A 15,397-nucleotide genomic window follows, 5' to 3' on the forward strand; every position below is an offset into this window, starting at 1 on the left:
GGGTCTTCACCTGGCTGATGATGTCTATTATAGCCCCCTCAGTTTTTAGCACTCAGGGTGGTTCGAATTTTGGGGGTCAGCCCACAGTTTATAAAAATTTGCCAACCTTACTCTGATATAATTTTTTTAATCTATTGAATGGTATTTATTTCAGCTGATTTTGCTAATTATCTCTAATTTCAGTTTAATCCTTCATGAGAATATAAAGAGGATTATTCGTTTATTTTTTGCTTTTAAAATTGACCTAAATTTGATATAATTTTTAGAAAAATGGAGAAAAGGGAAACGGTATTTTTTCGGCAAGATGATATTATAATCTTAAATGAAGATTTCCTTACTACAAAAGAAATAGAGGAAAATTCTGTTGACTTGATAGTTACATCCCCTCCGTATAATGTTGATATTAAATATAACGCCTTTGATGATAAAATTCCATATTCAGTTTACCTTAAATTTACTGAAGAATGGTTAGCTAAAGCACATTCTTTATTAAAAGAGGATGGTCGGTTTTGCCTTAATATCCCCTTAGACAAAAATAAAGGTGGGCAACAAAGCGTCTATTCTGATGTGATTTCAATAGCTAAAAAAATTGGGTGGAAATACCATTCTACAATTGTTTGGAACGAACAAAATATTTCAAGAAGAACGGCTTGGGGATCTTGGCTATCAGCAAGAGCTCCATATGTCATTGCTCCTGTCGAAATGATTGCTGTCCTTTATAAAAAAAGATGGAGAAAAACGAGTGGCTCTGGTATCTCGGACATTAGCCGAGATGAATTTATAGAATGGACCAATGGCGTCTGGACATTCATGGGAGAAAGTAAGACAAGAGTACAACACCCTGCTCCATTTCCTATTGAGCTGCCTTATAGATGTATTAAATTATTTACCTTTATAAATGACTTAGTGTTAGATCCATTTCTTGGTAGCGGTTCCACTTTAATAGCTTGCGCACTAACAAATAGAAAGGGAATTGGTGTAGAAATTGATAAAAAATATTGTGAAACTGCCAAGAACCGATTTTTAAATGAGGCTTTGCTGAATCAAAAGAAGTTAAATTTCGTTTCCGAAAAAAAGCCAAATCAGAAAATGAACTAATATTTATTAGCCAGTAATTTTAAATCCTCTAATAAATTCTCAAGCGATTTTACTTTTTGGCTCCCATCAAATTTTTCCCTGGCTAAATAAATAGAATCTAATTCATACTCCATTACTATCCTTGCTTTTGTGGGTTTTCCCCCAACCAGAAAAGATATTTCCCCATCGTTATCAGGAGTAATCATGAATACTTTTATAGGCCTTGTTATTTCATCCTGCAAAAGCTTAATCTTCCAGAAAGGTGTTTCTGTATACCTTTCCCTAAATGAATTCTTTATAGATAATATCGAAACTATTTGAACATCATTATCATGGGGCCTATATATAATCAAGTCTGCATCTGGCAGTAGCGAGTATTGTCCAAAATGGACAATAATTTTCCTCCTTACCAAGCTCAGCTCTGAATTTAACAATTTTGCCTTCAATATATCTCCTTTTATAATTCTAAGCCCTAATTCTTCACAAATATCTTTTAAAAATAATAGTATAATATTTTCTAACTGCCTTCCTAAAAAGGCCACCCAACTCTGCCGACTCTTATTTTGAGCCACATCTGGCGAATTTCCTTTTTTTAAAAACTCACGGACTTTTTCTTTCTGATACTTTTGTCTAAATTCATTTAAAAATAAAGATATCATTAAAAATGCTTTTGGATCATGGGCTTTTTTAAATGATTCGAATTCTTTCTCAATATCTATCATTGCGTTAAATAGATTATCTAAAAAGTAAAATGCATGTCAATTTGAAATCCAGAATTGATTCAGTAGAGATTAAAATTGTGAGAAGCAATGAAATGGAATTTACAAAGAAATGATAAAAACATAAATTTGTGAATTTAAAACTTGACAGATCTCTATTTCACAATTATTAGGGAATGGGTATCGCCAACAAATATAAAAGAATTTTTTACGGCAAGATATTGCGATTCGCCCGGGGTGTCGAAAGAGGCCACAATCTCGGGCTTTAATGGATTCTTTATGTTTATTTTTTTCACTCCAGCATTAGCCTCTGAGACATAGACAAAATCTCCTTCCCAGGCAACATAATTAGCAAAATCATCCGCAGGCACCAGAGCCACAACTTTTGGTGCTTTAACTTCGCTAATATCAATTATTTGCAATCCCCCCTCGCCTGCAGCTACAAATGCATGCTTCTCTTTTACAACAACACTATAAGGTTCACCGTCAAGTTTCAATGAGGTCACCAGTTCTGGACTCTTTGGGTCATGAATGTCAATAATATGGAATCCAGTATCACTATTGGCCAGAAAAGCATAATTTCCCTCAATAGTTAAACCATATGTATAACCTGGCATCTTATATCTGCCAACAACCGAAGGCTTTGTAGGTTCAGTCACGTCAATTATCCATAAACCAGCATGGTCAGCTGTCAAATAAGCATAATTATCTTTAATCATAATTCGGCGTGGTACACCTCCTGGTGTTCTCATCATATTTTCAGGCTTGGGTTTTGATGGTTGGCTAATATCAAAAATTCTAACTGACCAGCGATCGGTAACATAGGCATAATTTCCGCTTACATCTAGTCCCTGAACTCCTCGGAAAATTTCAGTTGAACCAATAGATTTAGGTTGGGTAGGATTGCTTATATCAACGACTTGAAGGCCAGATAATTCGCCAACTGCGTAAGCATAATTGCCTTGAAGGTCAATCGCAACCAGAGAACTGGGTGTAAAATAAACTCCTGTCTTTTTTGGCTCCTCAGGCGAAGTTATATCCAGAAAAAAAATGCCAGAAAAGTAATCGACGACACAGGCCAAATTTCCCTTGATGATGGCATTCCAGCTTTCGTTGTACATTGTATAGCGATTAGTAGAAATAAGCTTAGGGGCTAAAGGATTAGATATATCAAAAATCTGGAAACCGCCATCGTAAAGATTGCCCACGCCAAGATATTGGCCATCAACTGAAACACTGCGGGCATATCCAGAAGTCGTCAGTGCGGCTACTTGTTTTAAAGAAAAGGGATCGCCTATGTCGATGATTTTCAAACCTCCAGGACCATCAGCTATATAAGCATAATTACCCAATATAACCAGGCTTTCTGCCACTCCATCAGTATCGAGAGAGCTCACAAATTCAGGCTTTTGGGGATTTTTGACATTTATAACCTCCAAACCTGCGTTTCCGCTGGCAAGATAAGCCTGGTTACCTTTTAAACTTAAGCCCAGGACTTCTCCTTGTGATTTCCATTGGCTAATAGTTTTAGGACCGGAAGTGTCTTTTATATCAATAATCATAAGGCCTACAGAATGGGCGGCCACCAAAACATAGGAATTATTGATTGCTAAATCTCTTGCCTCGCCTTCGGTCCAAAGCTTGGATTTAAGGCGGGGAGCCCTCGGATTGGAAATATCAATAACATTCAATCCTTGATCGCCAGCGGCCACCAAAGCTAAATTTCCGACAAGTTCAACTCGATATCCTCCGCCTAAATATAATTGCGAAAGCCAGAGCGGGTTTTTGATATTTGAAATATCCATAATTAGCAACCCATTCTGGAAAGCCCCGTAGGCTAATTTATCTCTAACCTTCAGGTCGCGCGCTTCTGTCCATAAACAAGAACCAACATAGGAGAGCAAATTAACTTGAGATTGCGCATTAACCGACTCGGGTTTACTGGCGAGATTAATAATTGATTTATTTGAAGACAATTTAACTTCAGAAAAGGCATAAAAAGCCAAAATACGATTTACCAAAATTATAAGAATAATAAGCAATTGTTTTATTAAACTTTTTATCATTTTTAAATTTATGCTTTTTTTTCTTTAGCTTTTAAGTCTTTATCAAAATTACTGCATAATTTTTGATTTATTGTTTTGATTAGCATTTTTTATCAAAGTTCCCTTTTTTTATTTGTTTTAGTTAATTTGAATTCAACCATTCCTATTTATTTTTGTTTTGCTGCCCAAGCGTTCTTTCCTATTTTTTAAGCCTTTTAAATCAATACATCTTCCAGCCAACCCAGCTTGATTAACTCGATGCCGTTAATATCGCATGTTCCAAGGCTATACTTGGTATCAGCAATTTGAATATGCTTGGGGACAGGGGGAAGTTCATGATCTGGTCCTAACTCCAAGCGTCGCTTAGCCATAATCAATTTTAATCCAATCGTATCTACAGCTACGGGATCTTGGCCGACAATTAAGCCTTTATAATGCCAGACATAACGGCGGTTAAAGTGATGGGGTCCGGTTCCATGAAACTGAGGAGTAAGGACACAAAGCACATTTAGACGCGTTTTTCCTTTAACCTGGGGTAAATGAAAAACAGCTCCCAACTCAGCGCAATTATTCGGGTGGTAGGCCGGTTGGGATTCAGCAAACATAATGTAATTCTTGATACAACCAGAGATTCCACCCAGGTAGTGAGTGCGTAAGGGGCGAACATTGATTAAAACAGTTGAGTTGACAAAGACGGGATTGGTTTTAACCTTATGATCATCAATGGCGATATTTTCTTCCTTTACTCCGACTGAAAGCAGCCGATTTCTAATCGCCATCTCCACTTCAGGCGGCGTCGGTAAAAAAGACCAAACATTGCTCTTTATGCCAATAATGTCGGCAGGTTTGACTATTTGAGCAAAGGCTTCAAGCGGATCTTTCTTATCGAAAAGCTTCATCACCGATTCATCTAGCATTTGCTGGATTATTTCAGCATTGAACTGGGAATTTTCATCAATGGCCTCAGGGTGCCGGATAAGAACTACTCGAGATTTTTTTATTGATGCTGAAGATTTCTGGAATTCTGAGCCTTTAGAACAAAATTCGTGGACTAGAAAATTTGGAGGAGATGAACTCTGAAGATTAGATTTTAACGATAAGGAGCCTAGGAAGGATGATCCATGAGATAAAGATTCCTGAGGAAAAGCGGTCGCCAATCCTAAAAGAGAGAGCGCCGCTCCTCTAATAAAATCTCGACGCGTTATAACCTGGCTCAATCTCTCCTGCCTCCTTAATAATTTCCTGCAAAAATATCATTATGGTTAATTTTCTGTCAAGGAGTTCGTTTGGGGAAGATATTCGATAATAAGCTTGAACATTGGCTTTTACAACTATAATTTGGCTTTATAGAAAAATTGCTTTGAAGGGAAAAATACATGTCAACGTCTAAATTATGTAATTAATTAAAATTGATAAAAAATTTAGAGAAAAGGAGGAAAGAAGTCCTATGTTGTCATGCCCGATGGAAGATCTAATCCAAACCTCTATCAAAAATAAGGTTATTAGGGCTTTCTTAATTTTGACAGTCTTATGCTTTTTTCTCTTACTTTCTCAGTTCTGGCTGGTATCTTCTGCTCTTTCTCAGGAACGCGCAAAGACCCTCTACATTGCCCGCGTTGACGATCCCCCTAAGATTGATGGCTATATTAATGATTCTTGCTGGCAAAAAATTCAGCCTGTTTCTGGCTTTGTTCAATATGATCCGGTCAATGGCGCCCCGGCCTCTGAGGAAACCTATGTCTGGGCTGTCTATGATGATCGCTACATTTATTTTGCCTTTAAACTAATGGATTCACAGCCCGAACACATCTGGGCCGAGCTTACTCCTCGCAATGAATTTGAGAAAAATGACTCAATTACAATTATCCTTGACACCTACAATGACCGCCGCACGAGCATTTCTTTTACTGTCAATCCTAAAGGGGTACAGAGAAATTCGGTCGAAACTATCTGGAAATCAGAGGCTCGACTTCAGAGCGACGGCTGGACGGCTGAAATTGCCGTTCCCTTTAAATCTTTACGCTTTTCTCCATCCGCAAGCCAGATCTGGGGAGTTAATTTTAAACGTTACATCCATCGCCTCAATGAGACTGACTACTGGACAGAAGTTAGAAGAGATCGTCCCCTTCTTCATCAGATGGGGGAAATTGTTGGTCTGGAAGGAATTAAGCCCGGTCATAACCTTGAGTTTTTCCCCTATGGGGGCATCAGGTCAACCCGCTGGGATGGTGAAAGTGACGATAAGATGGCTATCGGCCTGGATGTTAAATACGGCCTCCTTACAAATCTTTATCTTGATATGACCGTAAGCCCGGACTTCAGTGAAGTTGAATCCGATCCCTTTATTTATCAACTTTCGCCTTATGAAAGATATTTCCGAGAAAACAGGCCATTTTTTACTGAGGGGGGTACCTACTTTCGCTTAGCCACAGAACGTGGCTTTTTCTGGCGTCGGGATGCGAGCTTCTTTTATTCTCGAAGGATTGATAATCCTAAGTTTGCTGCCAAAATTTCTGGCAAAAATGCTGGCTATTTCTTTGGTCTTCTTGGAGCTTTAAATGACGAGAAAGGCCGCCCAGACAGAACCTTTAGCGTCTTACGCGTGCAAAAAGATATTCTTCAGAATTCCCAAATCGGCATCTTTTATACAGGGATGGATGAACCTAACCAATATAACCGCAATATTGCTATCGATTATAGCTTTAATTTCTGGGATTTTTATTACATTAGAGGAGCCACGGCTTTCTCTTTTAATCATGATCAAGAAAAAAATCTTAATGGCCTTTATCTTTTTCAGTTTCAGAGAGAACCTGATGCTGGCCTTCAACTAAGCTTTGATTTTCAGCGTATCGAGAAAAATGTTCGGTTCAGGACAGGATTTCTTGCCCAGACTGATATCCAGAGCTCTGAATTCATGGCTGGATACGCCTGGCGATATAATCAAGGTTACCTCCAGAGAATTAGTTTTGATCTAACAGCTCAGCTCCGGCAAGATACGCAGGGACGAACCGTGGGCAATTCCTATGATTTTATGTTCTTCACTAATTTTTTTAACCGAATCGATGCCCATGGAGGAATTAATTTTGGCCGAAGTCGATATCAAGTTTTAAGAGACGAAGAAAACAATAAACTTGTTTGGTCAAGAGATTACATCCAGACTTATGGCGGCTATTTTGATTTTGATTGGGAAAGAGGCGGTTTCCTTAAGGAAATAAGCTTTGAAGGGCACTGGCAGAGACAGGGAATCTATAATGAAGAATTTACAGTTGTTGAACCCGGTTTTGAAATTTCTTTAGAAAGCTCTCTTTCCCTCAGACCCCGGAGTAACTTTGAAATATCCTTTAATGCCGACTGGATTCGTCAAACCTTAGAAAAGACGCGGGTCAAGGTTTTTGATGGAATAAGCTACGGGGCATCTCTTCACTTTCAAATTACGCGCAATCTATTTCTAACAACGAGACTTCTGGGAGAAACAAGAGAAGATCAGTATAATTTTGACTTCCTTCTGGGCTATTACTTTGGTGCGGGGAATATAGTTCAGCTTTGTTATAAAAAAAGTTCACGACGAGAAGAATTTGGACGCGAAAGTGGCCATTCCCTCACACTCAAAGTATCCTATCTCTTCCGTTTATAAAAAAATGGCTCCGCTTATAACGTTAACTCAAACATTTTTTCAACAATTTTACTAAATACAATTCACAAATGTAAGAAAAGAAATTTAAGGAAATGAACCTCCTATTGCTGTCACTCCCCTTGCATTTCTGGGCAGGGCTCGCCAGCCACCGCCAAAAAATAGATTGTCCTGCCCGATTCTAAAAAACATTAAAAATATATTCGTTGTCTTTTTAGTCATAAAAATGAAATATTTGTTATCCCCTTAATAATGAGGAACACTTTTAAGTCTATAGAAAGTTTTCCATATCCCCCAGTGTGTAATCATTTTTTTTCAAAAGTACTTGACAAGGTCAAGAGCAATAAGATATAAATACTATATGTGCATACATGCATACAAATTGGGTGCCGATGCGTAAGTTCGTTGATTTATTTAAAGTTCTATCGGATGAGACAAGGCTAAGGCTTATAGTAGCCCTCATGCAGGGTGAATTCTGTGTCTGCGAGCTTGTGGATGCCCTGAAGGTTTCTCAATATAATATCTCCCGTCATCTTAGTGTATTGAGAAAATCAGGGCTCGTGGATGATAGAAAAGAAGGTGTGTGGGTCTATTACCGCCTTGCGCCAAAGGCGAAGCCGATCATTGATGAGATCCTGAAAGTCCTCAAAAAACACATCGCAAATGAAAAGATCATCATGGAGGATGCAACCCGTCTTGAAAAAAGGCTTAAGATACGGGTCGAGGGAAGGTGTGTCGTAGGATATGGAGAGCTTGCGAAGTTATAGCTTTTATTTTGCCTATATTTATGCCTCTATGAGCATATATGCAATAATAAACCATGGAAACAATAGAGCTAAAAGTTGATGGACTTTGTTGCGCTGACTGTGCAGTAAAGGTTGAAAAGGTCTTAAGGGCTACCAGAGGGATAAAGGATTTAAAAATCCTCATGGCGGCAGAGAAGGCTGTCATTACATACAACGAAACAGAAATCACGGCTGAGGATATTATTAAGCGAATTGAAGGAATAGGGCATAAGGCAGAAATAAATTCAAAGTTGGAAGTTCGGGGTGCAGAGTTAGGAACTGAAAGAAGCAAGAGAGATTTGGCTGATACGCTCCGCTTTGTCTTCATAACCGCTATTGGTATTATTGCCCTCGGTGAGATTGCTTTTGAGTATTTTGGATTGCTTGAAAAAGGCATAGAGTTAATCCCGCTACCTGTCATACTCGTTGCCATCCTCCTTGGTGGATATCCCATATTCAAGAAGGCATTTTTAGGCATTCTGAACAGGCAGATAACCGTTGACATGATGATGAGCATCGGGATTATCGGTGCTGCTGCTATTGGTGAATACACATCATCCATGCTGGTTGCCTTCTTTATGAACCTTGCCCACTACCTGGAAGAGTTCACGTTAACAAGATCAAGACAGGCAATAAAAGAGCTAATAAAACTCACACCAAAGACAGCAAGGATAAAGGTGGACGGGAGGGAGATAGAGGTTACAGTTTCGGAGCTTAAGCCAGGGGATGTAGTTGTAGTAAGACCAGGCGAAAAGATACCTGTGGATGGGATTGTGATGAAAGGTTCTAGTTTAGTAAATCAGGCACCCATTACAGGGGAGAGTATACCTGTGGAAAAACAAATTGGCGATGAAATATTTGCAGGCACATTGAATGAAAATGGTTATTTAGAAATAAAGACGACAAAAGTCGGAGAAGATACCACCCTTGGAAAGATTATAAAGCTTGTGGAGGAGGCAGAGGCACATAAAGCCCCTGTGCAGAAGTTTGCAGACAGGTTTACCACATATTTTTTACCTATTGCTATAGGCGTTGCCCTTCTTACCTACTTAATCTCTGGTAAGGCAATCTACGCAATTGCAGTCCTTGTTGCAGCATGTCCGTGTGCAGTTGGACTTGCAACGCCTCTGTCCGTTATAGCGAGTGTAGGTAGTTCCGCCAGGAGGGGCCTTCTTGTCAAGGGAGGGCTCTATCTGGAGGCGCTTGCTAAAATAGACTGCGTTGTGATGGATAAAACGGGAACAGTGACATTCGGGAGACCGGAAGTAACGGATGTTATAGCTTTTCCCCCTCACCCTGACCCTCTCCCCAAAGGGGCGAGGGGAGAATATGAAATACTCAGGCTTGCCGCATCCATAGAGAGACACTCTGAGCATTCATTAGCCACTGCAATCATAGAAAGGGCAGAAAAAGAAGGCTTGCAGATACCAGAACCCGAAGGATTTGAGTATTTGATAGGCCGCGGTGTGATGGGGAAGGTTGAAGGAAAGACTGTTGTTCTTGGAAATCAGAGGCTTCTAAGGGAAAAGGGGATTGAGGTTCCTGAAGATTTGAGGTTAAAGGCTCAAGGGTTGGAGGATGAAGGAAAGACCGTCCTCTTTCTTGCTGCCCCCTCTCCCCTCGGTTGCGAGTCGTACCGACTTGCGGGAGAGGGATGGGGTGATGGGGTTGTTTCTGGCATCATCGCGGTTGCTGATGTCCTGCGGGATGAAGCCCTCAGGGCTATAGAAGAATTAAAAAGGATCGGCATTAAGAGGCTCATCCTTTTGACCGGCGACAACGAAAGGGTTGCCTCAAATATTGCAAGAAGGCTTGGCATCACAGAATATAAGGCAAACCTTTTGCCCGAGGATAAGATAAAAACCGTAAAAAGACTGCAAGATGAAGGGCATAAGGTCTGCATGATAGGTGACGGAGTAAACGACGCCCCTGCCCTTGCCCAGGCGGATGTTGGGATTGCAATGGGTGCAGCAGGCACAGATGTGGCGATAGAGGCGGCCCATGTAACATTGATGCGGGATGACTGGTCTCAGGTTCCTCATGCCATAAAGGTTGGAAGGAATACTTATAAGATAATCCGCCAAGGGATAGCCCTGGGCATTTCATGGGATATCGTCACTATGGGTCTTGCATCTATCGGCATCTTAAGCCCTGTTATGGCGGCAGCCCTTGAGGAACTGCCAACCCTGGTGGTTGCCGCGAATGCATCAAGACTTATAGTCAATTCAAAAAGAAGTTAAAGATTTTTTATGGTCAAAACTATGCTTATAAAATGTCAAGAGTGTGGCTCGTTTATGACTCCATGCCATACCAATAAAATGAAACAGGGAAAGAGAAACCGCTACTATTACTATCGTTGCACAAGCACACTCAAGAGAGATTGGGACAGTTGCAAAACAAGAATAGTAAGTGCCAATAGATTAGAGGATTATGTCTTTGAAAATCTTGAAAGAATATCTCTTGATAAGCATTATGTTGATAGTTTGATATTCAGGCTGAATAACACCCTATCGGGTGACCGCGTGGGACACGAACTATCGCAGTCATGCTCCGATTCTGCGAAAATTTCCCCTGAAATTTTCGGGCAAATCCTTTCACACTCCCAATTTTTCAGCTTGTAATATGAAGACTGGCTCCCCGGGCAGGACTCGAACCTGCGACCCACCGGTTACGAGTGCCCCAGCATTTCTACCGGGCTCGGACTATCTCTTCACCCACGAAGGGTGTCGGGCGCTTATGAGGCGTTATCGGGAAGGGCTCCTCAGCCTCTAGTCTCTGCACGTTCCTGCCTACACGGTAAGCCTGCGGTGCTACCGCGCCCTTCGGCAGGCTTCGCTCAGGGTTACCGTTCCTTTCGGAGTAGGCTTCCCTGAATTCACCCGATGTTGCAACCACAGTTTCCTGTGGAAGCTGCAGTCCACCCTACAGCCGGTTGCTCTGCCAACTGAGCTACCGGGGAACGCTTGTCGAACATAATTATAGCAGCACTCTGAATGAGAGTCAACCCCAGTTCTCGCAGTTGCAAATGAGCGTCTTTTGGCGTATAAAAAAGAAGGGGTGATGTGTCCATGCGGGAGTTTCGCATTTCGGTGGCGAACAAGCCTGGGGAGCTGGCGAAGATCGCAGAGCTTCTGGGCCAGCAAGAGATTAATATTTTAGGCTTTGCGGGGCTGGCTACCACGAAAACTAAATCACTCGTAGCGCTGGTCACTTCAGACGATGAGAAGGCTCGCTCAGCGCTTCGATCTGCAAAGCTCAAGTTCGAGTCGGTCGAGGCCCTGACTGTTAGTGTCGAGGACAAGCCGGGGGAGCTGGGACGCGTCTGTCGAAAGCTGGCGGATGCTGGAGTCAACATTGAAACCAGCTACGTCATCAAAGAAGGGGAGCAGTTCAAGATTCTCCTCACCGTCAACAACCCGCGCAAGGCCAAGAGCGCCTTGGGGCTGGCGAGCTAGGCCTGCTCGCCAAAGTGAGGAGAAGAAGACTATTATTATTATGATAAAGAGGGTTGCACAAGTGGCGCTTCTTCTAACACTGCTAGCGGCCAGCGGTTGCACTCCTTTGTGGATAGAAGGATATGTCGAGGTACAAGACGTAAAAGTGCAGGTGAGCAAGGAACGTCCCTTCTCTGTGGAGGTGCATATCACTGGCCTAATGGGAGACCCCACCTGTGGGGCCGAGTTGCTCCCTCCCCGCCAAGAGCGCAAAGGCCATACAATCCACATTACTATACGCGCTCGAGAACGATTACGCGGGGTGTGTCTCGACATCCTCAGAGGTTTCGAGATCACAGTCCCGCTAAAGGGAAAGTTTGCGTCGGGAAGGTACCGAGTCATCGTCAGTTCCAAAGCAAACTCCTTGGGGAGAGAATTCGATATACCGCCGAGGCCCGGCGTTGAGCGAGGGCCTTTCTTGCTCACGCTGCGGGTGAACTGGCAAGCAAAAGACCCCCAAGCCGACTTGGGCGAGACGGTGCCTTTGAGAATAGAGGTGAGGAACCGTGTTGATCGGCCAATCGAGTTAACCCTCCGCGGCCGCCCGGCCTATGACTTCATAGTCAACAAAGCCGACGGCACCGAAGTCTGGCGTTTTTCTCACGGCAAGGTCATTCAAGATCTACCCAAGATTGTGCAGCTATATCAGGGCGGTCAGTTCGACTTGTGGGCAGAGTGGGATCAGGTGGACAATGAGGGCAAGCCCGTCCCGGCAGGTTTCTATTGGGTGCGCGGTCTTCTCCATCTGGACTCTGAGACCATTGAGACGCAGCCGGTCCGACTGAGCATACGGATAGGCCACCCCCTGGCCCTTCGGCTGGAAGTTCCCTCCTATTTGAAACTGGGTCAACAGCTGCCGTTGAAGCTCAAGCTGAAGAACATCAGCGATAGGCCCGTGATACTGACGCTTTTAGGCCGCCCTGCATACGATTTTGTCATACGAAAGCAAGGTGAGGAAATCTGGCGCTGGTCCCACGGGCAAGCCATTCAAGAGATCGCCGACTTGACGGGCCTGAAACCGCGCGACGAATTGAACTTTGAAGCAGTATGGGACCAACGGGATCAAGAGGGCAACCCTATTGCTCCGGGCTACTATTGTGTGGAAGGCATTCCGAAGGTGGAGCCCGCTCCGAAGCCTGCTATAGAAAAGTGTATTGCGATCGGTCCGGGCCTGCCTCTCCAACTAAAGCTAGAAGCCCCAAAGGAAGTTCGGGTCGGCGAAATGGTGCCGCTCAAGCTCAAGATCGAAAACATCAGCGGACGCCCGCTCACTCTGTACTATGGATACGGTTCGGAAGACTTCATCGTGACCGCCGCAGACGGCAGAGAGATCTGGCGCCGGAGCTATGGAAAAGTCTTCCCGTTAGTTGGTCTCATAATGATCTTACAACCCGGCGAAGTGAAGGAATATCAAGTGACCTGGGATCAGCTGGATAACGAGGGCTACCCTGTCCCCGCGGGAACCTACTTTGTGCAAGGAACATTTAGGGCTGCACAGCAACTAGAAGGACAACAACAAGAAGGCCCGTTCGAGCTAGCGCAGAGCGAGCCCCAGAGGCTAGTTATTAAGCCGTAAAAAACCTCTACTACAAAAAATAAATCCAGGCGGCGTCCTACTCTTGCGGTCCCTCACGAGACCACTACCATCGGCGCTGGAGGGCTTAACTGCCGTGTTCGGGATGGGAACGGGTGTTTCCCCTCCGCCATCGGGCCACCTGGAATTTCTTTGTAGGGGCGAACGGCCGTTCGCCCCTACGGGAATTTGGTCACTCGAAAGTGAATAGAGTGGCTCGCGCAAGCGCTCGGTCGGATTAGGACCGCTCGGCTCAATGCTTCACAGCACTAACACCTGCGGCCTATCTACCTGGTCAGCTACCAGGGACCTTACCCTTAAAGCCCTTGCGGGCTTTAAGGCCGGAGACCTAATCTTGGGGTGGGCTTCGCGCTTAGATGCCTTCAGCGCTTATCCCGTCCGGACTTAGCTACCCAGCGGTGCCGTTGGCACGACAGCTGGTACACCAGCGGTCCAGCCCTCCAGGTCCTCTCGTACTATGGAGAGTGCCCCTCAAGTCTCCTACGCCCGCGGCGGATATAGACCGACCTGTCTTGCGACGGTCTAAACCCAGCTCACGTAACTCTTTAACCGGCGAACAGACGGACCCTTGGGACCTGCTTCAGCCCCAGGATGAGTTGAGCCGACATCGAGGTGCCGAACACCCCCGTCTATGTGAACTATCGGGGGGTACGAGCCTGTTATCCCCGGGGTAACTTTTATCCGATGATCGATGGCCCTTCCACACAGAGCCACCGGGTCACTTGGGCCGGCTTTCGCCCCTGCTCCAGATGTCTCTGTCGCAGTCAAGCCCGCTTGTGCCCATGCACTCCACGGCTGATCGCCAACCAGCCTGAGCGGACCTTTGCGCGCCTCCGTTATCCTTTAGGCAATTGTGTTAAGCCCGGTCTGTACCTTCTCCCTGTGGGCAGCTTGTAACGCATCTCCGGGATCAGATACGGCTCGACGAGCACACGGAATCGCTCGTAGGAGCGCCCAGAGATATAGATCTGCTGCCCTTCTCGTTGCTGTCGCTGCTTGGCTTCCAGGCCGAATTTCTCCCTCAACACCCTGATGAGCTTTACTACGTCCCGCTCTGCAAAGCCCTGCGTGTTGAAGATCACGGCCTTAGACTGCTTCGACTTGATCGAGCCGTCATCCATGAACCAGTAGGCCAAGCTCCTTTCGGTCAAGAGCCGCATGATAAGCTTGGACACGACTTTTCTACCGTCTCTATAAAACTGCTGTGCGTAGAACCGGAAGGCTGCATGGCTCACTGTGTTGAACCACAACTTCCGATAAGTCTTGCCCGCGATCTGCTGCCCCTTAACCTGCGGCTCTTTGAGCACCCAGTCTTTAAAGCATTCGTAAAGGTGCTTAACGTAAGAGTCTTGAGCGCTACTGTGCTCGATCTTCAGCCGATATGTCCTGCCTCGATTCTGTGTCTCGAGGCAAGCATCGCCAAGCAAGAGACCCACGAGAATCTCCCGCTGAAGGTTTGTGAGTTTGAGCTTCCGTTTGTAGATTTCGATCTCACGAGAACGCACTCTTACTCACCCCTTTCACGGTCAGACCGGACCCCGAAAACTCCGGCTTCCTGTTGCCAGGAAGTTCAGACTGTATCATCGGCTCTTTCGAGCCGTCCGGCGTACAGTCGTTGAGGGGTCTTTAAATGACTTCCCTGCTGATTGTCCGCGCCGGTCGCCTTTTCACTGTCTTTCGACAGTAGCGCCGGACACTGCACCCTTTTGAAGGGACGGACTTTCCAGCATATAGCCGGATTTGCGTTGCCCCACTGTTGAGGCAACCGCCCCAGTCAAACTGTCCGCTTAGCACTGTCCCCAAGCCGCTTTGACGGCTCCGGGTTAGAGTCTCAACATCCGAAGGGTGGTATTTCAAGGACGACTCCATCCCAGCTAGCGCCGGGACTTCACAGTCTCCCACCTATCCTACACAACAGACGTCAGGACCCAATGCCAAACTCCAGTAAAGCTCCACGGGGTCTTTTCGTCCTGCCGCGGGTCACCGGCGTTTTCACCGGTGCTTCAATTTCACCGAGCCCCTCGTTAAGACAGCGCTGGAGTCGTTATACCA

At 44.6% G+C, this 15,397-nt stretch carries 10 protein-coding genes, 2 rRNA genes and 1 pseudogene; 8 read left to right on the forward strand and 5 right to left on the reverse strand.

All coding sequences use genetic code 11. From position 1 onward, the window contains the following. Window positions 1-270: 270 nt before the first annotated feature. A complete protein-coding gene (locus AC3EBE_RS01790; protein WP_488593319.1) occupies window positions 271-1,098 on the forward strand; it encodes a DNA-methyltransferase in 828 nt (275 codons plus the stop codon). On the opposite strand, the gene AC3EBE_RS01795 is transcribed toward AC3EBE_RS01790, so the two are convergent. The 3 genes from AC3EBE_RS01795 to AC3EBE_RS01805 form a co-directional block, all read right to left on the reverse strand. Beyond that, entirely contained in the window at window positions 1,095-1,799 is a 705-nt protein-coding gene (locus tag AC3EBE_RS01795; protein WP_488593320.1) for a BsaWI family type II restriction enzyme, read from the reverse strand. The two genes, AC3EBE_RS01790 and AC3EBE_RS01795, sit on opposite strands and share 4 nt — an antisense overlap. A 152-nt stretch (window positions 1,800-1,951) precedes the next feature. Further along, window positions 1,952-3,862, reverse strand: coding sequence for an LVIVD repeat-containing protein (locus AC3EBE_RS01800; RefSeq protein ID WP_488593321.1), 1,911 nt, complete (start codon window positions 3,860-3,862; stop codon window positions 1,952-1,954). A 194-nt stretch (window positions 3,863-4,056) separates the two neighbouring features. Further along, window positions 4,057-5,058, reverse strand: a complete 1,002-nt coding sequence (locus AC3EBE_RS01805) for a DUF362 domain-containing protein (RefSeq protein ID WP_488593322.1) — start codon at window positions 5,056-5,058, stop codon at window positions 4,057-4,059. A 245-nt stretch (window positions 5,059-5,303) separates the two neighbouring features. Here AC3EBE_RS01805 and AC3EBE_RS01810 point away from each other — a divergent pair, with 245 nt between their 5' ends. The 7 genes and pseudogenes from AC3EBE_RS01810 to AC3EBE_RS01840 all read left to right on the forward strand — a co-directional run bounded on the left by AC3EBE_RS01810 (window position 5,304) and on the right by AC3EBE_RS01840 (window position 13,327). Further along, window positions 5,304-7,475, forward strand: a complete 2,172-nt coding sequence (locus AC3EBE_RS01810; RefSeq protein WP_488593323.1) for a carbohydrate binding family 9 domain-containing protein — start codon at window positions 5,304-5,306, stop codon at window positions 7,473-7,475. A gap of 368 nt (window positions 7,476-7,843) precedes the next feature. Then, window positions 7,844-8,239 (forward strand): ArsR/SmtB family transcription factor, encoded by a 396-nt coding sequence (locus AC3EBE_RS01815; protein ID WP_488593324.1) that lies wholly within the window; start codon window positions 7,844-7,846, stop codon window positions 8,237-8,239. 53 nt (window positions 8,240-8,292) lie between these two features. After that, complete coding sequence (locus AC3EBE_RS01820; RefSeq protein WP_488593325.1) at window positions 8,293-10,497, forward strand: heavy metal translocating P-type ATPase; 2,205 nt, start codon at window positions 8,293-8,295, stop codon at window positions 10,495-10,497. 21 nt (window positions 10,498-10,518) lie between these two features. Then, on the forward strand, window positions 10,519-10,878 hold the full coding sequence (locus AC3EBE_RS01825) for a recombinase zinc ribbon domain-containing protein (RefSeq protein WP_488593327.1): 360 nt from the start codon (window positions 10,519-10,521) through the stop codon (window positions 10,876-10,878). 447 nt (window positions 10,879-11,325) lie between these two features. After that, a complete protein-coding gene (locus AC3EBE_RS01830; protein WP_488593326.1) occupies window positions 11,326-11,712 on the forward strand; it encodes an ACT domain-containing protein in 387 nt (128 codons plus the stop codon). A gap of 40 nt (window positions 11,713-11,752) precedes the next feature. Continuing rightward, window positions 11,753-12,085 (forward strand): annotated as a pseudogene (locus AC3EBE_RS01835) (hypothetical protein); the annotation flags it as partial. 84 nt (window positions 12,086-12,169) lie between these two features. Then, window positions 12,170-13,327: a BsuPI-related putative proteinase inhibitor gene (locus AC3EBE_RS01840; protein ID WP_488593328.1), complete on the forward strand. Its 1,158-nt coding sequence runs from the start codon at window positions 12,170-12,172 to the stop codon at window positions 13,325-13,327. Window positions 13,328-13,351: 24 nt separating this feature from the next. Here the strand turns inward: AC3EBE_RS01840 and rrf are convergent. Both rrf and AC3EBE_RS01850 read right to left on the reverse strand, forming a co-directional pair. After that, a 5S ribosomal RNA gene (gene rrf, locus AC3EBE_RS01845) occupies window positions 13,352-13,470 on the reverse strand. Between the two features lie 70 nt (window positions 13,471-13,540). After that, window positions 13,541-15,397, reverse strand: a 23S ribosomal RNA gene (locus AC3EBE_RS01850); the annotation flags it as partial.

The organism is Mesobacillus sp. (genome assembly GCF_057785455.1).